Annotated in this window: 25 protein-coding genes; 1 reads left to right on the top strand and 24 read right to left on the bottom strand. The window is 41.3% G+C overall.

Annotation, left to right across the window (positions count from 1 at the left end; all coding sequences use genetic code 11):
• Positions 1–18: 18 nt before the first annotated feature.
• From NSQ49_RS20070 to NSQ49_RS19960, 23 genes are all read right to left on the bottom strand, one after another.
• On the bottom strand, positions 19–924 hold the full coding sequence (locus NSQ49_RS20070) for a hypothetical protein (RefSeq protein WP_159864324.1): 906 nt from the start codon (positions 922–924) through the stop codon (positions 19–21).
• 113 nt (positions 925–1,037) lie between these two features.
• Entirely contained in the window at positions 1,038–2,330 is a 1,293-nt protein-coding gene (gene aroA / locus NSQ49_RS20065; protein ID WP_251283635.1) for a 3-phosphoshikimate 1-carboxyvinyltransferase, read from the bottom strand.
• Between the two features lie 157 nt (positions 2,331–2,487).
• Positions 2,488–3,594: a prephenate dehydrogenase gene (locus NSQ49_RS20060; RefSeq protein ID WP_159864330.1), complete on the bottom strand. Its 1,107-nt coding sequence runs from the start codon at positions 3,592–3,594 to the stop codon at positions 2,488–2,490.
• A 95-nt stretch (positions 3,595–3,689) separates the two neighbouring features.
• Entirely contained in the window at positions 3,690–4,790 is a 1,101-nt protein-coding gene (gene hisC / locus NSQ49_RS20055) for a histidinol-phosphate transaminase (RefSeq protein WP_251283636.1), read from the bottom strand.
• An 88-nt stretch (positions 4,791–4,878) separates the two neighbouring features.
• Positions 4,879–5,253: a chorismate mutase gene (aroH, locus tag NSQ49_RS20050; RefSeq protein WP_159864336.1), complete on the bottom strand. Its 375-nt coding sequence runs from the start codon at positions 5,251–5,253 to the stop codon at positions 4,879–4,881.
• Positions 5,254–5,316: 63 nt separating this feature from the next.
• On the bottom strand, positions 5,317–6,393 hold the full coding sequence (gene aroB, locus NSQ49_RS20045) for a 3-dehydroquinate synthase (RefSeq protein WP_159864339.1): 1,077 nt from the start codon (positions 6,391–6,393) through the stop codon (positions 5,317–5,319).
• Entirely contained in the window at positions 6,393–7,565 is a 1,173-nt protein-coding gene (aroC, locus tag NSQ49_RS20040) for a chorismate synthase (protein ID WP_159864342.1), read from the bottom strand. The genes aroB and aroC overlap by 1 nt, the downstream gene beginning before the upstream one ends.
• 200 nt (positions 7,566–7,765) lie before the next feature.
• Positions 7,766–8,539 carry a CheR family methyltransferase gene (locus NSQ49_RS20035; RefSeq protein ID WP_159864345.1) on the bottom strand — a complete coding sequence of 258 codons (774 nt, stop codon included), beginning with the start codon at positions 8,537–8,539 and terminating at the stop codon, positions 7,766–7,768.
• Between the two features lie 117 nt (positions 8,540–8,656).
• Entirely contained in the window at positions 8,657–9,103 is a 447-nt protein-coding gene (gene ndk, locus NSQ49_RS20030) for a nucleoside-diphosphate kinase (protein ID WP_159864348.1), read from the bottom strand.
• Between the two features lie 402 nt (positions 9,104–9,505).
• Positions 9,506–10,468, bottom strand: coding sequence for a heptaprenyl diphosphate synthase component II (gene hepT / locus NSQ49_RS20025; protein WP_251283637.1), 963 nt, complete (start codon positions 10,466–10,468; stop codon positions 9,506–9,508).
• Between the two features lie 80 nt (positions 10,469–10,548).
• Positions 10,549–11,250 carry a demethylmenaquinone methyltransferase gene (gene menG / locus NSQ49_RS20020; RefSeq protein WP_251283638.1) on the bottom strand — a complete coding sequence of 234 codons (702 nt, stop codon included), beginning with the start codon at positions 11,248–11,250 and terminating at the stop codon, positions 10,549–10,551.
• A 4-nt stretch (positions 11,251–11,254) separates the two neighbouring features.
• Entirely contained in the window at positions 11,255–12,151 is an 897-nt protein-coding gene (locus NSQ49_RS20015; RefSeq protein ID WP_341071164.1) for a heptaprenyl diphosphate synthase component 1, read from the bottom strand.
• 192 nt (positions 12,152–12,343) lie between these two features.
• Positions 12,344–12,580, bottom strand: a complete 237-nt coding sequence (gene mtrB, locus NSQ49_RS20010; protein WP_159864360.1) for a trp RNA-binding attenuation protein MtrB — start codon at positions 12,578–12,580, stop codon at positions 12,344–12,346.
• Between the two features lie 122 nt (positions 12,581–12,702).
• Positions 12,703–13,269 carry a GTP cyclohydrolase I FolE gene (folE, locus tag NSQ49_RS20005; RefSeq protein ID WP_159864363.1) on the bottom strand — a complete coding sequence of 189 codons (567 nt, stop codon included), beginning with the start codon at positions 13,267–13,269 and terminating at the stop codon, positions 12,703–12,705.
• 208 nt (positions 13,270–13,477) lie between these two features.
• Positions 13,478–13,750: a non-specific DNA-binding protein Hbs gene (gene hbs / locus NSQ49_RS20000; RefSeq protein WP_009332755.1), complete on the bottom strand. Its 273-nt coding sequence runs from the start codon at positions 13,748–13,750 to the stop codon at positions 13,478–13,480.
• A gap of 497 nt (positions 13,751–14,247) precedes the next feature.
• The gene (gene spoIVA / locus NSQ49_RS19995) at positions 14,248–15,726 is read right to left on the bottom strand and encodes a stage IV sporulation protein A (protein WP_159864366.1); all 1,479 of its coding nucleotides are present in this window, start codon (positions 15,724–15,726) and stop codon (positions 14,248–14,250) included.
• A 350-nt stretch (positions 15,727–16,076) separates the two neighbouring features.
• Positions 16,077–16,790: a hypothetical protein gene (locus NSQ49_RS19990; protein ID WP_251283640.1), complete on the bottom strand. Its 714-nt coding sequence runs from the start codon at positions 16,788–16,790 to the stop codon at positions 16,077–16,079.
• Between the two features lie 25 nt (positions 16,791–16,815).
• Positions 16,816–17,019 carry a DUF2768 domain-containing protein gene (locus tag NSQ49_RS19985; protein WP_159864372.1) on the bottom strand — a complete coding sequence of 68 codons (204 nt, stop codon included), beginning with the start codon at positions 17,017–17,019 and terminating at the stop codon, positions 16,816–16,818.
• 241 nt (positions 17,020–17,260) lie between these two features.
• Positions 17,261–18,322 carry an NAD(P)H-dependent glycerol-3-phosphate dehydrogenase gene (locus tag NSQ49_RS19980; protein ID WP_201306530.1) on the bottom strand — a complete coding sequence of 354 codons (1,062 nt, stop codon included), beginning with the start codon at positions 18,320–18,322 and terminating at the stop codon, positions 17,261–17,263.
• A 97-nt stretch (positions 18,323–18,419) separates the two neighbouring features.
• Complete coding sequence (der, locus tag NSQ49_RS19975; RefSeq protein ID WP_251283641.1) at positions 18,420–19,730, bottom strand: ribosome biogenesis GTPase Der; 1,311 nt, start codon at positions 19,728–19,730, stop codon at positions 18,420–18,422.
• 507 nt (positions 19,731–20,237) lie between these two features.
• Complete coding sequence (locus NSQ49_RS19970; protein WP_159864381.1) at positions 20,238–20,423, bottom strand: capping complex subunit for YIEGIA; 186 nt, start codon at positions 20,421–20,423, stop codon at positions 20,238–20,240.
• A 3-nt stretch (positions 20,424–20,426) separates the two neighbouring features.
• On the bottom strand, positions 20,427–21,314 hold the full coding sequence (locus NSQ49_RS19965) for a YIEGIA family protein (RefSeq protein ID WP_251283642.1): 888 nt from the start codon (positions 21,312–21,314) through the stop codon (positions 20,427–20,429).
• On the bottom strand, positions 21,311–21,919 hold the full coding sequence (locus tag NSQ49_RS19960; RefSeq protein WP_251283643.1) for a YphA family membrane protein: 609 nt from the start codon (positions 21,917–21,919) through the stop codon (positions 21,311–21,313). Before NSQ49_RS19960 ends, NSQ49_RS19965 begins: the two co-directional genes overlap by 4 nt.
• A 147-nt stretch (positions 21,920–22,066) precedes the next feature.
• Between NSQ49_RS19960 and NSQ49_RS19955 the strand changes: the two genes are divergently transcribed.
• Positions 22,067–22,210, top strand: a complete 144-nt coding sequence (locus NSQ49_RS19955; protein ID WP_113884518.1) for a YpzI family protein — start codon at positions 22,067–22,069, stop codon at positions 22,208–22,210.
• 73 nt (positions 22,211–22,283) lie between these two features.
• On the opposite strand, the gene fni is transcribed toward NSQ49_RS19955, so the two are convergent.
• Positions 22,284–23,345 (bottom strand): type 2 isopentenyl-diphosphate Delta-isomerase, encoded by a 1,062-nt coding sequence (fni, locus tag NSQ49_RS19950; protein WP_251283644.1) that lies wholly within the window; start codon positions 23,343–23,345, stop codon positions 22,284–22,286.
• Between the last annotated feature and the right edge of the window lie 2 nt (positions 23,346–23,347).

The following is a 23,347-nucleotide window of genomic DNA, read 5'->3' as shown; positions in this document are numbered from 1 at the left end:
CTAAATTCCTTTCGAATGCTAATCGGCTATTTTAAAATAAGCTGGTGTCCTGATTTTAACATGCTCTCCAAAACCTGAACGAAAAATCACTTCTTGTCCGGCTCTGATCACTTTTCCCTTCACTACAGTGACAGCAAGTTTATCTCTATGATAATGAAACAGCTGTGATTCTTCAACGGTAAGGCCTTCTTCAGGCTTTTCATAAAAATTATAACTGACTTCTCCGCCCTGATGAATATTTCCTTTTAAAGGGTAAATTCCTGCTTTGGATAGCACTGACCGCGGAAGAGGCTCCTGTTCAATCAGCTCATTCGGCATCGAAGGAATTTTCTCTTCCTTCATCATTTTTGTCCATATAGTATTTATTCTGCCTTTCTCCTTTTCATTCCTGCCTGCAAAGATGGGTGCAAGCGGACAATTATAAGGAAACATTGCTTCTCGCAGCCATCCCCATGGTACTTGTTCAAGTTCCTTTGCATTCTGTATTTCAACAAAAACAACAGGAACCCTTTCTCTTTTGCATTTTCTAATAAAAGAAGGGGTGAGGAGACGGACTGGAATTTTCACACCAATGATATAATCTATTGGACTGCTTAACAAACTGGCCTTACAGCTTTTAAGATTGCTCTTTAAAGCGTATTCATGCTTTACAGGTACAGCTGTCAGGAAGGCTGTACATCCTTTTAATATGAACTCCCGAATATAATACTCTTTGAGTTCTGAAAAAGGCCCTTCCAGCGGGATAGATGTATCCAGAACCACAAATCCTGCAGACATAATAAATGCGCCTGCATCCATTCTCGTAAACTGAAACCTTTTCAATTCAGCCTGCATTAGAGAAATCTCATTATTTCTGATCACCATTGATGTTTTTGACAGCTTGTCTTCCTTTAACAGATTTGCATTCTCAATTATATATGTCATAAAACCACCCTCTTAAACGGTCTTATGACAAGCTATGAAATTTTCACATAAATATGACTGCTTAAATAGAAAAAGAGCTGCAGGAATACAGCTCTTTTTTCAATGAAGATATATCAATCTGAAATAAGGCTATCTAAATGATCAAAAAACGACGGATAGGATACAGAAATTGCTTCTTTCTGCTGAAGCTGGACTTCACCCTTAGAAATGGCAGCAGCAACTGCCAGCATCATGCCGATCCGGTGGTCTCCATGGCTTGAAACTGTTCCCCCTGAAAGAGATGATTTTCCCTTGATGACCATTCCATCTTCTGTAGCTGTAATCACGGCTCCAAGCTTTGATAGTTCATTGACAACTGTATCAATGCGATTCGTTTCCTTAACCTTTAGCTCCTCCGCATCCTTAATTACTGTTTCTCCCTCTGCTTGTGTTGCAAGCAGAGCAATAATAGGAATTTCATCAATAAGCCGGGGAATAAGCGACCCTTCAATAACAGTTCCCTTTAGATTGGAAGTTCTGATGGTAATATCTCCTGCAGGCTCGGCAGATCCATTTTCATACGGCTCAATGCTGATATCCGCACCCATCTGCTCTAATACGTCAATAATGCCGGTTCTTGTAGGGTTCAATCCAACGTTACGTAATGTAATCTCACTATCCGGTACGATGGCTCCAGCAGCTAGGAAGAAAGCAGCAGAAGATATGTCACCTGGAACGTGAATTTCTGTCCCTGTCAGTGTTTTGCCTCCTTGAACCCTGATTGCTTGCCCGTCAGCTGCAACTTCCCCTCCAAATTGTGTGATCATTCTTTCAGTATGATCACGTGTCTTCACAGGTTCAATAATGACTGTTTCCCCGCTTGCCTGCAGACCGGCAAAGAGCAGTGATGATTTAACCTGTGCACTCGCGACAGGAAGCTCATATGCTATTCCTGATAATGGGCCTCCAATGACTGATAATGGGGTGAATTCACCATTCTTCCTCCCATGGATCTTCGCACCAAATAAACCTAGCGGCGCGGTCACTCTTGTCATTGGCCTTTTGGCAATTGATTCATCACCGACAAGCACTGAATGGAACGGGCGCCCAGCCAGAATCCCCATCATAAGGCGTATGGTTGTACCGGAATTGCCAACGTCCAGAATACCATCCGGTTCCTGTAATCCATCCATTCCCTGCCCTATAATCGTCACTTGATTGCCTTCCTGCTCAATAGTTACCCCCAGCTTGCGGAAGCAGGCTATCGTACTCAGACAGTCCTCTCCGAGCAAAAAATTAGTTACAACTGTCTTCCCCTTTGCAATTGACCCAAACATTACAGAACGATGAGATATGGATTTATCACCAGGTACCGCTATTTCTCCGCTTAATCCTTTTAGATCTGATTTCAATTTTGCCGGAATCATCTATAAACACCCTTTGCTGGTTTGATAAAGTAAAACTCCAATAGTGGGAAGTGCTTTTCTCCCTGCTGAAACAATCAGTTTGCCACCGCTTATCCGGACTTGATTCCTGATTCTTAAAGCAGGGTCTAACCGCCCGTTAGACTGTGACAAATTTGTTTTACAGGCCGATTGTTGTTTCATAGCTTGTATACTTCTCCAGGCAAGTGATTGCCCGATCCCGGTCCTCTTCCGTTTGAAAACTGATAACCAGGACTCCATAAATTTCTTCTCTTGTCTCCAGGATTCGAATATTCGTTATGCTTATTTCTTCCTTGGCCAAATATCCAGTGATTTCAGAAATGACACCAGGGTAGTCCGGTACATCCACGAAAAGGTCATAAAATGCAGGAATTGCTCCCTTTTCTTTTTGCGGCAGATCATCCCTGAACGTTTTCGCATGGGAAAAATAGTCAAAAATGCCCTCACTATTTTCCTGTTTGAGGATGGATTTCACTATCTCCATTTCTTCCTGCCAATCTTCCATTAACTTAAGCAGCACCTCTTTATTCTGGAGCAGAATATCCCTCCACATGGCCGGGCTGCTGGAGGCAATCCTGGTAATATCCCTAAAGCCTCCAGCTGCCAGTCTTGGAATCAGCTTGTGCGTACGGCTTGTTTTTTCCGCCTGATGCACAAGGGAAGCAGCTATCACATGCGGAAAATGGCTGACGATACCGGTTATATAATCATGTTCATCAGGAGCAATGGTAAGAAATTTCGCTTTAGTCCCTGAAAGCCATTCTTTTAACCTTTCAACTTCAGCCGCAGGAATATGTTCCTCAGGAGTGAGCAGATAAAAGGCATTTTCAAAAAGCAAATCTTTTGCTGCTGTCACACCGCTCTTGTGGGATCCTGCCATTGGGTGTCCTCCAATAAAGGTAATTCCTTTTTCCTTTAGCACCTTTGCACAGCTGACAATTTCTTTTTTTGTGCTGCCTGCATCCGAAATGATGACATTGTCTTTCAAATCACATTCTTTTAATATATGTATAACTTTTTGAGTTTCCTGTACAGGTGCAGCTATTAAAATTAAATCTGCATCCCTCGCCCCATCTTTAATAGTAGCAGAAATTTCGTCTGCGACCCCCAGCATCTCGGCAAGGCGCCCCTGCTCTTTATTTACATCAAAGCCGATGATCAGGCTATCTCTATGCTTCCTTTTTATTGACAGGGCCAATGAACCTCCGATCAGCCCAAGGCCAATAATAAAAATTTTTCCTCTCATCCTCTCACCGCCTTTATTAAAAATAATTCAGAGGCATCATGATGCCTCTGAATGGATATCGAAAAGTATTTAATACTGCTAACCCCAGCGAGTGCCTACAAGGCTGCTGCCTGCTTTGCAAGGTATTGATCCATTGCGCTAAGCACACCCTCATTCTGTTCCTTAGAACCAACGGTGACACGGACATAACCTGGGAAGCCAAGTGCCTTGCCTGAGCGCACAATATACCCTCTTTCAAGCAAAAATTGAAACACCTCATCAGAATCGGCATTAAAATTGATTAATATGAAGTTTCCCTGTGATGGGTAATAATCCAGTCCATTCTCTTCACAGTAAGCATAAAACTGTTCCAGCCCTTCACGATTTTTCCGTTTGCATTCTTCAATGAAATTCTGGTCCTCTATGGCAGCAGCTGCTGCAGCCTGGGCAAACTTGTTGACATTAAACGGCTCCCTTACCGGTTCGAGCGCTTTAATCGTTTGAGAATTTGCAATTCCATAGCCTACCCGAAGGCTCGCTAAGCCATAAATTTTGGAGAATGTACGCAGGACAATTAAATTTTCATAATTTCGGATTAAATCCAATGAATTGACGTAATCCTCTGCTGTTACATATTCATAATAAGCCTCATCAAGGACAATCAATACATCCTGAGGCACCTTTTGCAGGAAAGAAAGTAATGCAGACTCATTAATATAGTTCCCGGTCGGATTGTTTGGACTGCATACCCATACTACAGCTGTTTTTTCATCGATCGCAGCGAGCATTCCTTCAAGATCATGCTCCCCTTCAACTAATGGAATTTCTCTGATTTCCGCACCTTCCACTACAGCATTATGCCTATATTGCGGAAATGTTGGCGCAGCCATAACCGTATTGGTTTCCGGACTTAATAGGGCTCTCGAAATCATTTGAATTATTTCATCTGAACCGTTGCCAAAGATCAGCTGATCTTCCTGTACGCTTAAATGACCAGCCAAAACCGAGCGCAGCTCAGAAGCATATCCATCGGGATAGAGCGCAAAAAATGATGGAGACTGATTCATTGTAAAAAGAACTTTTTCAGAGCATCCAAAAGGATTCTCATTTGAAGCAAGCTTCACAATTTTATCCAGACCATATTCTTTTTTTACTTGATCAATTGATTTTCCCGGCTGGTAAGGAGTTAAATTCAACAGCTGTTCCTTCCACTTCATTTAAATCCACCTCTTTTTTTTATCACTTTCACTTGTTTTCGCATTAAAATGTGATTGATCTGTCACTGCATTATTACAAAACTCTCCTTTAAGGAGAGTTCGTGGTGTTCAGATCTGGCCGAAGCCTGATGGCTCCACGCAAATAAATATGGCGGATATCCTTTTGAGGAACATCCATATTCACATGCATCATAACCCTGATACAATTGGGGAGTGATCCCTCAACAGGGATTTCGCTCATGCACATGACTGGAACATATGTCCAGCCCTCTATTGAACGCATTGCCTTTGCGGGAAAGGCTGCTGTTAATTCTTCCGTAACGGATATAAAGACAGAAGCAACATCATCAGGTACAATCTCATTCTCCTGAATCATCTGCCTGATGAGCAGCTCAGTCGCTTCTAATATCTCAGCCTCACAATTCTGTTCTACGGTGACGGCTCCCCTCACCCCTCGGATCACTTGCAGCACCTCCCAAAGCTGAATATCAGCCTTTTTATCTCTCAGTCATATACTCAAGCTTATTTATTTTGTAAAAAGAGCAAGCTCCTGCAAAATCAGGTCATCAGAAGCCTGATATATGACAGGCTTACCCACTTCCTCTAAAAGAACAAAGCGGACATTTTGGCCTTCCGATTTTTTATCCTGTTTCATCCGGCCAAGCAGGTTTGAATGTGCTAAATCTTCCGGGAGATCTGTTTTGTAGCCCAGCTGTTCAAGCCAGCGCTTGAATTCGTTAATATCAAAGCAAAGGCCCAGCAGTGTTTTACTTAATTGAAGTGCGAATAACATTCCTACTGCAACAGATTCGCCATGTGTCCATTCTCCATAGCCCTTCTCCGCTTCAATTGCATGGCCAAGCGTATGGCCGAAATTCAGAAATGCCCGAACTCCAGCCTCCTTTTCATCCTCTGCAACAATACTGCCTTTGATCTCTATTCCCTTTGTAAGCATCTTACTTACTTCATCAGGTGGAAGGCTCTCAAGGGAACGGATATTGTTTTTAAGGCTTAAATAAAAGTTCATATCATGTATCAGGCTATGTTTTATGACTTCTGCAAACCCAGAACGCATCTCCTTTTGCGGGAGAGAATCAAGAAATGTCAGATCATAAAATACTGCCTGGGGCTGGTAAAAAGACCCTACCATATTTTTTCCTGAAGGATGGTTGATGGCCACCTTCCCTCCAACTGCGCTGTCATGTGCCAGGATGGTAGTCGGAATTTGAATGAAAGGTATTCCCCTCATAAATGTGGCTGCCACAAAACCTGCCAAATCTCCGACAGCTCCACCGCCAAACGCCAGGATAAGTGATTTTCGGTCAAGTTTATGTTCCAGCGCAAATGACAGGCATTGGTAGTATACTTCAAATGTTTTGGCACTCTCGCCGCTTGGCACTGTACAGACCTTTGCCTCCATCCCGGTAAGTGCTGTTTCCAGCACTGGCAGATGTAAGCCCCGAACCGTTTCATCGGTGATGATCATTAAATTCGTCAAGGCTGGAAAAGTATCTCTAATATAAGACCCCAATCCCTCAATTGCTCCAGTTCCTATATAAACTGGATAGGTCCTGTCAGGTGTTTTGATTAAAACCCTTTTCATTAAAACTCCCTCGCAAATTGCCTTTGCTGATCAACAGAAGCTTTCAATGTTTCAAAACGATCAGAATAGAACTGATCCACTATAGCTGAAGCAAGTTCCCACGCAATCACATTTTCTGCAACAACGGCAGCGGCTGGCACAGCACAGCTGTCAGAACGCTCTATGCTTGCTGTGAAGGGTTCTTTTGTTTCAATATCGACACTTTGCAGGGGTTTATAAAGAGTTGGTATTGGCTTCATTACTCCTCTGATGACGATAGGCATCCCCGTTGACATGCCCCCCTCTAAGCCGCCAAGGCGGTTCGTTTTCCGATAATAGCCTTTATCCGGGTCCCAAGCGATTTCATCATGAACTTCACTTCCTGGCTTTCTAGCTGCGTCGAAACCTATTCCAAACTCCACACCTTTAAAAGCATTAATGCTCACCATTGCACCAGCAAGCTTCGAATCGAGCTTTCGGTCATAGTGCACATAGCTTCCAACTCCCGGAGGCATCCCTTCGACAATAACCTCCACTATTCCGCCAATGGAATCGCCATTTTCCTTTGCGGAATCGATGGCTTCCATCATTTTTTGGGCAGCAGCCTGGTCCAGACAGCGAACAGGCGATTCTTCTGTAATTTCCTTTAGTTCCTGAAGTGAAGAATACTCTCTTTGGCCTGAAACAACGCCGCCAATTTCAATAACATGTGCTGCAATCTCAATCCCAAGCTCGGAAAGCAGTTTTTTTGCAGCTGCACCGGCAGCCACTCTAACTGTAGTTTCTCTGGCTGAAGATCGTTCCAAAACATTTCTCATATCCCTGTGCCCATATTTCAAGGCTCCATTTAAATCAGCATGGCCAGGGCGAGGACGGGAGATTTTTCTTTTCACTTCAGCCTCATCTTCAGGATTAAGAGGGTCCTGGCCCATAATTTTAGTCCAGTGCTTCCAATCATTATTCTCAACAACAAGTGCTACCGGGGATCCCAGTGTGTAACCATGGCGGATCCCTGCTGTTATTTGAACAGTATCTTTTTCAATTTGCATTCTTCTGCCTCTGCCATATCCTTTTTGGCGTCTGGCAAGCTCTTCATTAATTTCCGAATCTACAAGCGGCATTCCTGCCGGCAGCCCTTCTATTATAGTGGTCAGCTGCGGTCCGTGAGATTCACCAGATGTAAGATATCTCAAAACTCTTTCCCCCTTCAACTCATTAAAGGATTATGTATCAATATAACATAATGATAAATATAAGAATAGATAAAATTGAAAATTCCTATATATTTTATTTTTTTTTAGAATGGAGCCATTCTAACACGAATATTTATTTACCGCCAAACGAAAATAGCAAAAGAAAAGAGGATGACCAAAAACCATCCTCCCTGCTGCTATTATTCTTTTCTATAAAAGAAGGTTTCAGCAGATGCCAGGTGATAACGGCCTGAGTTAAAAATTTGTTCAGTGCTCCCAACAAAGAATATGCCATCTTTTTTTAAAGCGCCGCTGAATTTATGATAGAGCTGATCTTTTGCTTCCTCTGTAAAATAAATAAGAACGTTTCTGCATACAATGAGATCAAACGGACCTCCAAAATCCTCTGAAAGGAGATTTTGCTTTTTAAAGGTTACTGTCCTTTTTATATCATCGGATATTTTATAGAAACTCCCTTCTTGCTTAAAAAATTTCTGTCTCATCGTGACAGGAACTTCATTAAGCGAACGCTCAGGATATATCCCCAGCCGCGCTCTTGCCAGTGCATTTTCATCAATATCAGTTGCAGTAATTTTGATTTGGGGTATCGGCAGCATCTTAGATAAAATCATGGCAATTGTATAGGGTTCTTCACCAGTGGAACAGGCTGCACTCCAGATTTTCAGATTCTTATTTTGGTCTAATAGTCCAGGCAGGATTTTTTTTTCGAGTACTTCCCATCTTTGGGCATTCCGGTAAAATTCAGAAACATTTATTGTCATCCTGTCCAAAAAATCATTCAGCAGTTCTCTATCCTTAACTATTGTGCTAAAAAAACTCCCAAATGATTGAAACCCTTTTTTCTCATAAAGGGATATAAGCCTTCTCTTCATTTGAGCTTCTTTGTATAGTGATAGATCAATCCCTGTTTTTCTTTTTATATTTTGAATAAATTCCTGATAATCGTCAATCATTCTATTTCCCCTCTATAGTTTCCGGAGAGCTAGTGTTTATTATCTATGCCCATCCAGCTGAAGTATTGAATCCGGTTACAAAAAAAGCACTTGTCATGGACAAGTGCTCTTAGAATATTAGTTAATCCAGTCATTCATTAATTTTTTGTATTCCACTTTTTCTTCTTCTTTGAAGAAAAGGCCAATTTCACGTTCTGCACTTGCAGGTGAATCGGATCCATGGATTACATTTTTTCCAACGGTAATGCCGAAATCTCCGCGGATTGTTCCAGGAGCAGCATCTTTAGGGTTTGTTGAACCCATCATCTGACGAGCTGTTGCGATAACATTTTCGCCTTCCCAAACCATTGCGAAAACCGGTCCGGATGTAATAAAGTCAACAAGCTCTCCAAAGAACGGACGCTCTTTATGCTCTCCATAATGCTCTTCAGCAAGTTCCTGGCTGATGCTCATCAGCTTGCCGCCTACTAGCTGAAAGCCTTTCTTTTCAAAACGGGAAACGATTTCCCCAATTAGATTGCGCTGTACACCGTCTGGTTTAACCATTAAAAAAGTTCTTTCCATTGAATTCCACTCCTAAAACTTATGTATAGTTATAATGTTAATCCACGAAAATATTATCATTGTTTTGAAAATTTAGCAACAGAAATTTGGAAGCGCTTTTAATTTTTAGCTGTTTTCACAGTTTTTTTCTAATTGCATTATATTTCTGAGTTGATTGCAGCGGATAGTGTGAGAAAATGCAAACTTCGTGCGATGTGTACCCAAGAAAGCTTATTCAAGGTCCTGCGGGGCAGCTGGACAGGTAACCCTGGCAAGGCGCTTTGCGTTTAGGGGGATTGTCTCGCGGTTAGCTGAACATTCTATAGCGGAAATTAACAGATTACATTAATAAGCAATAAATTTAAACTCCTAAAACATAAATTGCCGACACTTTGGAAGAGTGCCGGCAATTTATATAGGTGATTAAAATTTTCTTTTGCCTATGAATTTTGCAATATCCCGCAAGGCTTTCTTAGACCTGGAATGAGGCAGCTCTTCGAGTACCCCTAGGGCTTTTTGCAGATATTTATCACTGATTTGCAGAGAGTTTTCAATGGCGCCTGAGTCTTTCACCAAGGTAATTATTTTCTCAATATCACTTCGATCAGTTCCCTCGTGAACTCTCCTTATTTGTTCGGAGATTCTATTATCCTCCATTGCCAATAAAGCAGGAAGCGTAATATTTCCCTGATGCAGATCTCCTCCTGCAGGCTTGCCAAGTTCTTTTTCTGTTCCCACAAAATCCAGGACATCGTCTATGATCTGATAGGACATTCCCACAAAATAGCCGAATTTAAAAAGTTTTTTATGTATATCTTCTTCTACATTAGCCGCAATCCCGCCAAGCTGGCAGCTCACGGCAATCAGCATGGCTGTTTTTCTTTTTATTCTTCGGAAATATGTCCTGAGATTCTGATCATAGTTGTACTTATCTTTAATTTGCTCTATTTCGCCAATACACAGCTCCACAAGTGTATGAGAGAGAATTTTATGTGCATGCGGATTTTCCACATTTGTTATTAATTCCAGTGCGCGCGCAAAAATATAATCACCGGTATACATGGCAATTTTATTATCCCATTTTGCTTTAATCGTAGGCTGACCGCGGCGAAGTTCTGCATCATCAATAACATCATCATGGACAAGTGACGCCATATGGATTAGCTCCAGTGATACAGCTACGTTTTTAATTTTATCAATATCGTATTCTCCGAACTTCGCAGCCAGCAAAACGAAAACAGGCCGGATTCTTTTCCCCCCGGCCTGAAGCAGATGCAGGGAAGCCTGATGCAATAGGGGAGACTCAGCCTTAATCGTCTCCTCCAGCTCGTTCTCTATAACATTTAAATCTGAATTTAAAAATGAATACATCATTTTCAATTTCATTGCTTACTCACCCAGCTTATCGATCCCGTCTGATCTATTCTCTATCTACCACGAGAAACATACAGAACAAGTTATTATTTTTATTTCGTCCCAATGTGTACGGCAGCCACTCCGCCACTATATGGCTTAAATGTAACGTTTTTAAACCCTGCTTCTTCAAACATTCCTGCAAGTTCTTTCATGCCGGGAAAGTCTCTTGCTGATTCCTGCAGCCAGGAATATTCATTAAAGCTTTTGGCAAAAAGCTTTCCGAACATAGGCATAATGAAGCGGAAGTAGAAATAATATGCCTGTTTGTATCCGAACAGAGTTGGCTGAGAAGTCTCCAGACACACTGCTAAGCCGCCCGGCTTTACAACACGGTGCATTTCTTTTAACACCTGAAGATAATCCGGAACGTTACGCAGGCCAAAACCGATTGTAACATAATCGAAGGAATTGTCAGCAAAAGGAAGCTCCATTGCATTGCCATGCACAAGCTCAACTTGCTTGAGTTTCCGCTCCTTGATTTTTTCCTCGCCGATTTTCAGCATGTTTTTGCTGAAATCCAAGCCTACCACTTTACCGCTTTCACCTACAGCTTCAGCAAGCGCAATAGACCAGTCGGCAGTACCGCAGCATACATCAAGAGCTTTTGAACCTTTTTGAACATTCATCTTTTTCATTGTATCTTTGCGCCATCTTAAATGCTGCTGAAAACTGATAACTGAATTCATTTTATCGTAGTTGCCATAAATCTTTTCAAATACACTATGGACACGTTCTTCTTTTGATTGCTGCATATTTTTATCCTTCTTCCACAAAAGTTTTAGCCACAGACTGATTATTATTGAAAATGCAGTGTATACGGTTCTCTAATAATTCATTTGCTATAGGAAATTTCAGCAGTGATTGATCGACAATATTTCTTGAAAAATCGATATACCTGTCACAAATGAGGATCAGATAATTCCGCTGCTCAGCAGACATCTCCTTCACTTTTGGGAAAGTCAGCTTTTTAAGCGCTTCAAAAACAACTGAGGTGCCTTCTTTCATGAACTGCTGCTTCTCCAATATTAGACGCTTAATGAATAAAAGATTGGAAATTACATCTTTCCATGCCGCTTTGCTGAATGCGTCAGCCAGTTTTTCAAAAAGTGCAGCCTCTATTTTCCTGACTGAATTCATCAGACTGTCTACCGCTTCAGGGGTTTTCTGATATAACGAAATTTTATGCTCATTTACATCTTTAATCCCATCTGCAAAGGCTCTGATCATTCGGATATCATCAAAAGCCGCCAGAATCTTGTAATATAATCCGCTGTAATAAACACCTGCAAGGACAGTAAGCTGTCTATGTTTAAGACCTTTGTCTTCAGATTCATCATTTTTAACAAGTTCATGGGTATCAAGGGCGATTTGGATAAGCATTGCAGTTACCGCATATTTTTCTGCTTTTGAGTCAGGTATCTCCACATCATCGAGTAAAGAGATAAAAAGCAGAAGCTTGTCTTCATCAATTACAGGTGAGTCAATGTACCTAAGCAGATAAGGGTGGTTTACTTTTTTTTCAATCTGTTCTTTCACATCTGCTAATTTAATCTTCACATCATGCATGCCATCACCCTTGTTTCCCCTTAATTTTCTTTTTCCAGCCGCTATTTCTCTCGTGATTACTGCACAAAGAGAACGGATACAAAACATCTAACACATTCTTATCTATTTTTAGCCAATTGATTGGTTCCTATTAAATATAAAACGGGCAAAAAAAGCCTTTTACCCGGTATCTTGTATTAAAGATAATTAATCAAGCAGAGACAATTATATCATAAATGACAGGAACATGTCAGGACATTATCTTATGAAAATATTCAGCCCTTTAATTCCAGCGGAAATCTATTTCTTAGACTCACTTTCAAGCTCTCCATAGCTTGTCATAATCCTTGCATTTCCCCTGATCTTAATCGCAGAAGTATGCTCTGTAAATTGCGCAATCATTACTTCTCCCTGATCAAGTTTTTCGGAATGGTGAAATCTTGTATCAGATCCTCTTGTTAACCCAATAACATTAACACCGTCTTCTTTGGCCTTTATCACAATATAATCATTTGCTGACGGATTTTTCTTTTCCATTCATACCATCCTTTGCTAAATGTTGGTGGTTGATAATTTTTTACAAAAAAAGGCTAAAAGTTTTATCTTTCAGCCTTTGACTTGTTTATTCCCTGAACTTAATTGATGAACAGAGTTCATATTTATTGTTTTATCAGCGAAAGGACTTCAGCACGAGCTCTTGCATCCTCTGCTAATACACCTCTTACTGCTGATGTTACCGTTTTAGAACCCGGCTTTTTAACTCCGCGCATTGTCATGCACATATGTTCAGCTTCCACAACAACCATCACACCATGCGGTTCAAGCTTTTCCAGGATGGCGTTTGCGACAGTAGATGTAATGCGTTCCTGAAGCTGAGGGCGTTTTGCAACAGCTTCTACTGCTCTGGCGAGTTTGCTTAAACCTGTTACTCTGCCGCCTTTCGGAATGTACGCCACATGGGCAACACCAAAGAATGGGACGAGATGATGTTCACACATAGAGTAGAATGGAATATCTTTAACTAATACAAGTTCTTCATGGTCTTCGCCAAATACTGTTTCAAAGTATTCTTTAGGATCCTGGTTAAGCCCCATAAAAACCTCTTCATACATTTTCGCGACTCGCTTTGGTGTATCAAGAAGTCCTTCACGATTCGGGTCTTCACCGATTGCTTCCAATATTAAACGCACCGCATCTTCTATCTGGGCACGATTTACCTCTGCCATAATTATGCCTCCTATGTAATAACACTGTGGTAATAATATTTTCATATTAGCATAACGCCCTCATTCAGGCAAAACTGAAACCTCTTCCCGGGAGCAAAATAAAATACCTGAAATAGGGTCAATCTTCTGCTTAAAATGCCAAAAGAAAAAACCGCGAATAATTCGCGGTTTTTTGCTCAAGCATAAGCTTTAAGCACTTGTATGTAGATTATTTAACTGCATCTTTAAGCGCTTTGCCTGGTTTGAAAGCAGGAACTTTGCTTGCAGCGATTTCGATTTCCTCACCAGTTTGCGGGTTGCGTCCTTTGCGGGCAGCACGTTCGCGAACTTCAAAGTTTCCGAAACCGATTAGTTGTACCTTATCACCATTTTTCAAAGCATCTAAGATTGTATCGAAAACAGCATCAACTGCTTTAGTCGCGTCTTTTTTAGAAAGTTCGCCAGCTTCAGCAACTGCGTTAATTAGTTCTGTTTTGTTCATGCCTTTCACCTCCTCCCAAATATGGATAAAACCCAGTAAAATAAGATTCCTTACATACATTTGTAAACAAAATTACTGAATTCTATACGTTATGGCGTGTTTTTGTTTAACAAGCCTTATATTAAATGATTAATTGAGATTTTTCAATCAAAAAATCATTATAAACCCTTTAAAAATAAGGGTTTTAGCCGCCATAACGGTAATTCTGTTAAAAGATTATCACAATCAAATGCTGTTATCAAGAATATTTCATGATTTAATGGGAATCTTTTCTTCTTTGCAACATATTTGTAACACGCTGACCTGATTTTTATACCCTTAACGCGCTGGCTGAAACATAATTTTTCTAGATTACAGGGTTGGCACATACATAAGAACAGCTGGGTTCGGACTCAAAGTTTTGGATTTGGCTTCTTTTAGGTCCTAAACTGGCTCAGGTTCAGAAACTGAAACTCACTTCTCCTGCAATAAAAAAAAGACTCCAAAAGGAGCCTTCATTACAGGATTATTGCAATTAACCCTCCTGAGCCTTCGTTGATAATTCTTTCTAAAGTCTCTTTTAGTTTATATCTTGCATTTTCAGGCATCAGGGACAGTTTTGCCTGAATTCCCTCTCTGACAATGGAGCTGAGGCTCCGTCCAAAGATGTCGGAGTTCCAGATTGAAAGCGGATCATCTTCAAAGTCCTGCATCAGGTAGCGGACGAGTTCTTCGCTTTGCTTTTCTGTTCCGATAATTGGAGAGAATTCAGATTCCACATCTACTTTTATCATATGAATAGATGGAGCAACTGCTTTAAGCCTTACACCAAAGCGTGATCCATGGCGTGTGATCTCCGGTTCATCGAGGCTCATATCAGCCAGTGAAGGAGCAGCAATGCCATAGCCTGTTTGCTTTACCATTCTCAATGCATCGGAAATTTGATCATACTCTGCTTTTGCATGGGCAAATTCCTGCATCAGCTCGAGCAAGTGGTCTTTTCCGCGGATTTCAACACCAACTATCTCTTTCAATACCTCATCATAAAGATCGTCCGGCGCATATAAGTCAATTTCGGCTACACCCTGCCCCATTTCAATTCCTGCAAGGCCTGCCCGGTCAATGAATTCAAAGTCGCTGAATTGATGGACCACACGGTCTACATCTCTCAGTCTCTTAATATCCTTAACCGTTTCTTTAACTGCTTCCTGATAGCTCTCACGAAGCCAGTGATCTTCATGCAGCACCATCACCCAGCTTGGAAGATTCACATTGACTTCCAGTACCGGGAACTCGTAGAGTGCTTCACGCATAACATTTAATACATCCGATTCCCTCATGCCTTCTACACTCATGGCAAGGACTGGGATGTCATATTTTTCAGCAAGATCATTTCTCAGGGCATCCGTATTAGGGTGGTGAGGCTGCACACTGTTAATGATCATGATAAATGGTTTGCCAACTTCCTTTAATTCTTCAATAACCCTTTCTTCGGCTTCCAGGTAATTCGCACGCGGTATTTCCCCGATTGTTCCGTCAGTTGTTATTACCACTCCGATTGTGGAATGCTCCTGGATCACCTTTCTTGTTCCTATCTCAGCAGCTTCGTGAAAAGGAATCGGCTCTTCATACCAAGGGGTATTGATCATTCTCGGGCCGTTTTCGTCTTCGTACCCCTTCGCCCCCGGCACTGTATATCCCACACAGTCCACAAGCCTGATATTTACATCCAGCCCTTCTGCTACATGAACGGTAGCAGCCTGGTTAGGGACAAATTTCGGTTCTGTTGTCATAATGGTCTTGCCGGCAGCACTTTGCGGAAGCTCATCCTGTGTGCGTGCACGTTCTGCTTCGTTCTCCATATTTGGAAGTACAACCAATTCCATAAACTTTTTTATAAATGTAGATTTGCCGGTGCGAACTGCGCCAACTACTCCGAAATATATATCGCCGCCAGTTCTTTCGGCAATATCTTTAAAAATATCAACCTTTTCCAAGTGATCCCCTCCTGAAATCTTGAGTTAATGGGATAATATTATCCTATCTATTATGTTTGGACATTATATGTGTATGATGTTGTCCTACATTGTTATGACAGTTTTTTTTCTTTTTACCCCCCTAACAGGAAAGTGCACCGCACCTGTCAGTCCAGCTGAAAATTCTCCAATCATATGACAGTCTGAAATGGACAGCAGGCCATTTCAAATTTCCTTTTTTATTTTTAAACTCCCCTGCTCCTTTATTTCTTTGCCTTTATGCTTTTAGTCATTAGTTGAAGAGTGGTTATAAAAGTATATAAAAAAATAACCCTTCTCCTACAATATATTTTGCAGGAGAAGGGTTATGACTATTTCACCAAAAAGATTGGATCATTTGTGCCGGGATCAATTGTATAAGGAAGTGAATAGGCGGGAACAAAATCAGAATCCTCCACGAGAAGATTTCTAATATCTTTTCCAGGTTCAGGTTTGTTTTCTTTTTTCTCCAATGCCTGATACAAATCAACCCGATAGTCTACATATACCTCAGCATCGCCAGTAACAACATATGGCAGGCTTTGACCGCTATAAGGACTGAGGACTTTGGGCTCTTCTTTATACCCTAACTTTTTAAAATCCATTGTAAAAACATTTTCAGCAATTTGCTCTTTGTATGGCGGGAATCCATGAGCCTTAACCCTCAGGTTAATATCCCTGATTGTTTCAGCAATTCTCAAATCAAAAATTTTCACTTTCGGATCTGTTTCTGCATCAACAATCACATATTGAAAAACTCCGCCTGATTCAAAAGCGTTTCCAGGAGGTTCCGCCATGTATTCCGGAGCAATTTTCTTAAAGTCAATTGGATACTTTTGATAGATTGGGGTTGTCTGCCCCTTTGTTTTAATCGGCAGGAGACCTCCTTTTGCTTCCCTATATTGGTCCACTGCAGATTGGACAGACTGAAGCTGATCTTTATAGGCTGTCTGGTTTTGAGATAATTTTTCTTCAGGATACATACAGCCTGTCAGAATTAAAGCTCCGCTTAGGATAAGCAAAAACATGTTAAAAGCTTTTATCATTTAATCAACCCTTTATGTAAAAGTGCTAGCTGCTTGTCGGACCGCTAAACACGACAAGCACAATAATGATCCCGCTTATGATCATTAAAAAATAGGCAACAATGGCTGTAATTATCTTAAATATGCCAGCTTTCAGCTTGTAGCGGCTAAAGTATATTAATATTATAGATAAAAACATAAACCCCATTGAAGCTAGGGAAATCCACATTTTCATTAAAGACGGTGACATATAATCAACTCCCTTTTCCGAAATGTATTATACCATATTAAATAGATAAATCTAAAAGCTTTTTATCACGAAAATTGAAGACAAAAAAAACCGAGGCAAAGAAGGGGCAATTCTTTACCTCAGCCATTTGACTAAATAACCCAGCACCCTGTTCATTACACTAGTTTGCTTCGTTGCATTGTATGCAGGAACCTGGTGTCTCGCATCATCTAATGCCTATATTTTTCAATTAATATAGATATCAGCTCTTTTTATTACCGCTTTGATCTTCCAAAACGTTTGCAAGGTCCTCCATCTCATGTGTTTTTCCTCTTGCCATCAGAAGATCAACTGCATCTTTCGCATTAACATTATTAAAAAGGACATCATATAGAACATTGGTAATTGGCATTTTTACGTCGTATTTTCGAGCCAGCTGATGGGCTGCTTTGGTGGTTCTGACTCCCTCTACGACCATCCCCATATTATCCAGGACTTCCTGCAGATTATGTCCCTTTCCAAGAAGGTTGCCTGCTCTCCAATTGCGTGAATGGACGGAAGTACATGTAACGATCAAATCCCCAATTCCTGCTAATCCTGAAAAAGTAAGCGGGCTCGCCCCCATCTTCATCCCGAGACGTGCAATTTCAGCAAGACCTCTCGTAATCAGGGCTGCCTTTGCATTGTCGCCATAGCCTAAGCCATCTGTAATTCCGGCAGCAAGGGCTATGATATTTTTTAGAGCACCGCCAATTTCCACTCCAATGATATCAGGGTTGGTATATACTCTAAAATTGTTATTGATAAACAAATCCTGAATTTTTTCCGCAGCGGCCATATTTTTTGATGATACCGTAACAGTTGTCGGATGTCTTAAACTAACTTCTTCTGCATGGCTTGGACCAGATAGCACAACTACACTGTCCAGAAGTTCATCTGGCATTTCCTCTTCAATCATTTCAGAAATCCTGAGTAGTGAATCAGGCTCGATTCCTTTACTTACGTGCACAATGGTTAGGGGCTCTTTTCTAATTCCATTGATCTTCCCGATTACTTCACGAATGGCCTTTGTCGGCACCGCCAATATCAAAGTATCTGTCCCCGTCAAAGCCTCTTCAAGCGATAAGTAACCTTTTATTTCTGCAGGCAGCTGTACTCCTGATAAATATTTTTGATTAGTGTGATGCTTATTAATTTCCTCAATCTGATCAGGGTTATGGCCCCACAGTCTGACATCATGTCCATTATCAGCAAGCACCATCGCCAGGGCAGTTCCCCAGCTGCCGGCACCAGCTACAGCAACGCTTTCTTTTATCTGCTCCATTTGATCACTGCCTTTTAATGTATTTTGATGCATCAAAAATTATCCGATTCTGCCTGCCAGACGCATTATAAAAGCTTTCTGGCCGGAGTCACCTGCATTATTTTCTTTCCCTTGCAAATATCTTAATAGGTGTTCCTTCAAAGCCAAATGCGTCCCTAATTCTGTTTTCCAGGAATCGTTCATACGAAAAATGAAGAAGTTCAGGATCATTGACAAACACAACAAATGTCGGCGGCTTCACAGCAACCTGTGTGGTGTAATAAATTCTGAGGCGTCTTCCTTTATCAGTCGGCGTTGGATTCATCGCAACAGCATCCATTACGACATCATTCAGAACGCTTGTTTCAACACGCAAAGAATGATTTTCACTGGCCTTGTTAATCATTGGGATTAGTGTATGAATACGCTTTTTTGTTTTGGCAGAAAGGAAAACAACAGGTGCATAATCCAGGAATTGAAAATGCTCACGGATATTTTGTTCAAATGCCTTCATTGTTTTCTCATCTTTTTCAACAGCATCCCATTTATTGACAACGATAACCACAGCTCTGCCTGCTTCATGAGCATAGCCTGCAATACGCTTGTCCTGTTCAATGATGCCTTCTTCGCCGTCAATGACCACTAAGACAACATCAGAACGTTCAATTGCCCTCAAAGCTCTTAATACACTATATTTTTCTGTTGTTTCATAAACTTTCCCTTTTTTTCGCATACCCGCGGTATCGATGATGACATATTCCTGACCATCCACTTTAACCTTCGAGTCGATTGCATCCCTTGTGGTGCCTGCGATATTGCTGACAATGACCCGCTCTTCCCCAAGCATTGCGTTTACAAGGGAGGATTTCCCGACATTCGGGCGGCCGATTAATGAAAATTTAATGACATCTTCGCCATATTCACTTTGGGCATGCTTTGGAAAATGCTTGGCAGCTTCATCAAGCAAGTCTCCAAGGCCTAGACCATGGGAGCCTGAAATCGGAAAAGGCTCACCAAAACCAAGTGCATAAAAGTCATAAATTAAATCCCGCATCTCTGGGTTATCGATTTTATTCACACCCAGAACTACAGGCTTTTTGGCTTTATATAATATTTTTGCAACTTCCTCATCTGCAGAGGTGACACCCTCTCTTCCGTTTACAAGAAAAATAATAACATCTGCTTCATCTATAGCTATTTCTGCCTGGAGGCGAATTTGCTCTAAAAATGGCTCGTCACCAATATCAATTCCGCCAGTATCAATAATATTAAAATCATGAGTCAGCCATTCTGCAGAACTATAAATTCGGTCCCTGGTCACTCCCGGAATATCTTCGACAATCGATATCCGTTCTCCTACAATTCTGTTAAATATCGTTGATTTCCCAACGTTAGGACGCCCGACAATAGCCAATACTGGTTTTGCCATGAACATCACCCTTTCAATCTTTATTCTTAATTTGTTTTAACTTTGCGTCTATGTTCCAGAAATGCTTTTACCTAAAGTAAGCATACAGATGGCTGTCCACAATAACACTACATTGATGTTAAAACCATCCAAATCGCTGTACATTTATAAAATAAACCCTTCTCAAAGATGGAAGGGTCTAACTTAGATATTTTAACAAAGAGAAACCTTCCTAGCAATAGGAAAAGCGGAAGGCGCCCGCAGGAACTCAGACTAAATCTGCCACGTCCTGTGGCAACGTCTGCATGATCCACATCCTCCCAAAAGCTGTCGCTTTCGGTCGTGCGGTGTTTATGCTGCCGAATTCTTACATATCCTGGGCCTCAAGCATAAGACGATCCGGATGAAAGGTTGATCTTTACCTTTTATCCGGATTGGCTAATGACCTCGAGCCGATGGCGCCTGGAGCTAGACAATTATCGAAGTTCAAAGATATAATTCCTGTTTAATAAAAACTTGGAAGCCCTATTAATGCTTAACAATTACATAAAGTTCTTCTGTTAAAGCATGGGCAATTCCGTCAAGAATTGCTTCAAGATTGGCTGCGATGATTTGCATTTCTTTTTTATCTTCACAATGGAAAACGGCAGTTCCTGAAGGTACCTTCGATGGATTTGTTGTAATAGCAGCCAATATGTATTTTTCTAGTACCATACGCTAACTTCCTTTCCCATTCGTTTGCCGTTCAGTAGGCATCCTAATTGCATTTTCAAGTGTTGGGACTGCTTCGATGATTTTTAGGGCTTTATTTATATCCTTTTCCTGAGGCAATACAAATACCCCTACACGCCCGTCATCCAGATCCCTTTTTGCCAGCGGAACAAGCGCAGGAGTTCCGGAATCCCGGTAAACACCCAAAGCCGTAGATACATCGTGCAATATTGCCTGCCTTTGTCCGAGATTGGCTATAGTGGATCGGGCATTGAAGTTTTTTGGATTTAAAATGAAACCCATCCCATACCGGAGCACCTCCTCTTGTCTTTCAGGCAAGCCTATATTCATAATGTAAATATTGTCCACATACAAGCCCGCTCCATCAAAACGCGGCTCTACGAACTCAATATCAACAATATCCTTCAGCTTTCCTCCCGACATTAATTTCATGGAAATCATAATGGCAAGACCTGCAGCCGCAAGACCTCCCCATATATTAAACAGGAGAAATCCCAGTGTACTAAGCAGGGATGTGAATATTACAAGATAATTCCTGCTTTCAAAGGCTATTGCTACGCCTTCTATATATGTTTTGCCTCTCGGAACCATTTCATAGCTATCCAGTTCAGTCAGTGTGTTTCGCTCCATATTTCTGACTTCTCTAAACTGGGATGCAGCAAGAGTCAGAAAGGTGATGGCTGTAAAGTCTTCCTCCATTATTGAAGGAATAGCCACCGTTCCAAGGCCCGCAGCAATAAACCCCAGTGCTACATGTATTATTTTCCCATGCAGGTATGTAGGGTACTGCCGGTAATCGGTCCGAAGCATATAAATTCGGGTCAAGGTTCCAGCCGCCAGACCAAAAAGAATCGGGTATGTATATTCACTCATGATAATTTTTGTTTCTCCCTTTCAAGATGTTTAAAGTTGGCTTCAATATATTTCACCGCCCAGTGCACGGCAATCCATAAAGCCGATATGGAAATTGAAATGGCCATAATATCCAAAAAAGCCAAAGATCCAATCGTATATGGAAAGGAAAATGATTTTATGATAATTGCATATAGCACTTCCCCCTGGATGCCCCCGAGCAATATTAAAGGCAGCCTGAGCATTCTGTTTTTTTGCAGGAGTACAGCCATATAAACCAGAAGGACTGAAAGCATCCATTTCCGGGAGAACATCACCCAAACAGGATCAAACAGTTCAAAAAGGTGAAATGTGACATAGGCCATCATCAGGATGAATGTGCAAAACAGAAAATAAAGCTTGCTCCGTCCTTTTAGTCTCCCTGCAAAAACATAAAGCGATACAAGCAGAAAAAGGCCAGCCATACCAGTTTTAAAATTGAAGATATTAATTGTCCAGGGTGATAGCATAATAAAGAGTAAGATCCAGGCAGACAATAAAAACCTGTATTTATTAGTTCGATCCATAAAAAAAGTCGCTATAATCCAAACCATCCAGGAAATCCAATAGAAAATTATACCTTCCATACTCTCCCTCCTATCATTTCCATTATGGCTACTTCATATGTTAATTAACCCTGCAAGTTTAAAAGCATTATATCTTTGGAATCCCAGATGTCTTTTTGAATAATTCTCTTGCCCTCACTTCATCTTAATAACATGGAGGTGTTTAATATGGGCAAAGACAGACAGGAAAAAAAGCTGAAGAACAGTGGAAAAGTGGAATCCGACCGTGACCAGGCACTTCATTATCCCGGAGCTGCCAAAATGCAGAGCCCCGAAGAAGCCAGATCGTTGAATGATTCAAAATACAGTTAATAAACAAAAGCTTCATCGCTTTGTGATGCGATGAAGCCAGAAAGAAAAAATAGCTCTCGTCGTATGACGGGAGCTATTTTCGTATGGTCCGCAAGGAATATGCTTTAGTATCAATGCCGCGTTCGTTCAGCCAATGATGAGTTTTTCCAGCTATGATAATCGGTGACTGCTGGAGCCCGGCGATGCTTTCTGCCCCCAAAGCGGTCATAATCATCTTCAATTCGGAATGAATATTGTTAATCTCTTCAATAAGGGCCTCAAGTCCTTCTTTTATTAGAACCTTTAAAAAGAATCCAGCCATCCCTGCAGCTCCTGCACCAAGAGCAATTGCCTTTGCTATTTCATGGCTTGTCCGGATGCCCCCGGAAGCAATGACATCGATGCCAGCTTCCAAAGATGCAGCTTCTGCAATGGAGACAGCTGTCGGGATTCCCCACTCATCGAAAAACGATAACAGTCTATCTCTTCTTGCATTTTCAATACGGGAGAAATTTGTTCCGCCATATCCGCCGATATCAATTGCTGCAACGCCGGCCGATGCAAGCATGGAAGCTGTTTCTTTATTTATGCCGAACCCGACTTCTTTTACTACTATCGGAACTTCAGAATGAGAGACGATCTTTTCAATTCTTTTTAATGCACCTCGAAAATCCCTGTCCCCTTCCGGCATGGTCAATTCCTGTACAGCATTTAAATGAATTTGCAGTGCATCCGCTTCAATCATATCCACAGCAGCTTTAGCCTGATCGATTGTAGCTTCGCTTCCTAAGTTGCCAAAAATAATTCCCCGGGGGTTTTCTCTTCTGACAACTCGGTAGGATTCTGCTTCACTTGGGTCCTTAAGTGCAGACATTTGAGACCCTACTGCCATAGCAAGGCCTGTTGATTTGGCAGCAAAGGCAAGATCGCGGTTAATTTGAACCGTTCTTTCTCCTCCGCCTCCTGTCATGGCATTTATAAAAATTGGCGAACTTAATGAAAGTTCGCCAATTGATGTGCCTAAATCTGCCTGATCAAGAAACGCATCAGGAAGGCTTTGATGAATAAAAACAATATCCGCTAAACCGGTATTGCTGCTTTGGCCAGTAGCCAAAGCATGCTGGATATGATCCCATTTACGTTTTGATCTGGACACTA

Origin of the sequence: Cytobacillus sp. FSL R5-0377, from assembly GCF_038004385.1 — a bacterium.
In the GTDB taxonomy this organism is placed as follows: domain Bacteria; phylum Bacillota; class Bacilli; order Bacillales; family Cytobacillaceae; genus Cytobacillus.
Note: the sequence above shows the minus strand (reverse complement) of the source record. Positions and strands in the feature narration are given on the sequence as shown.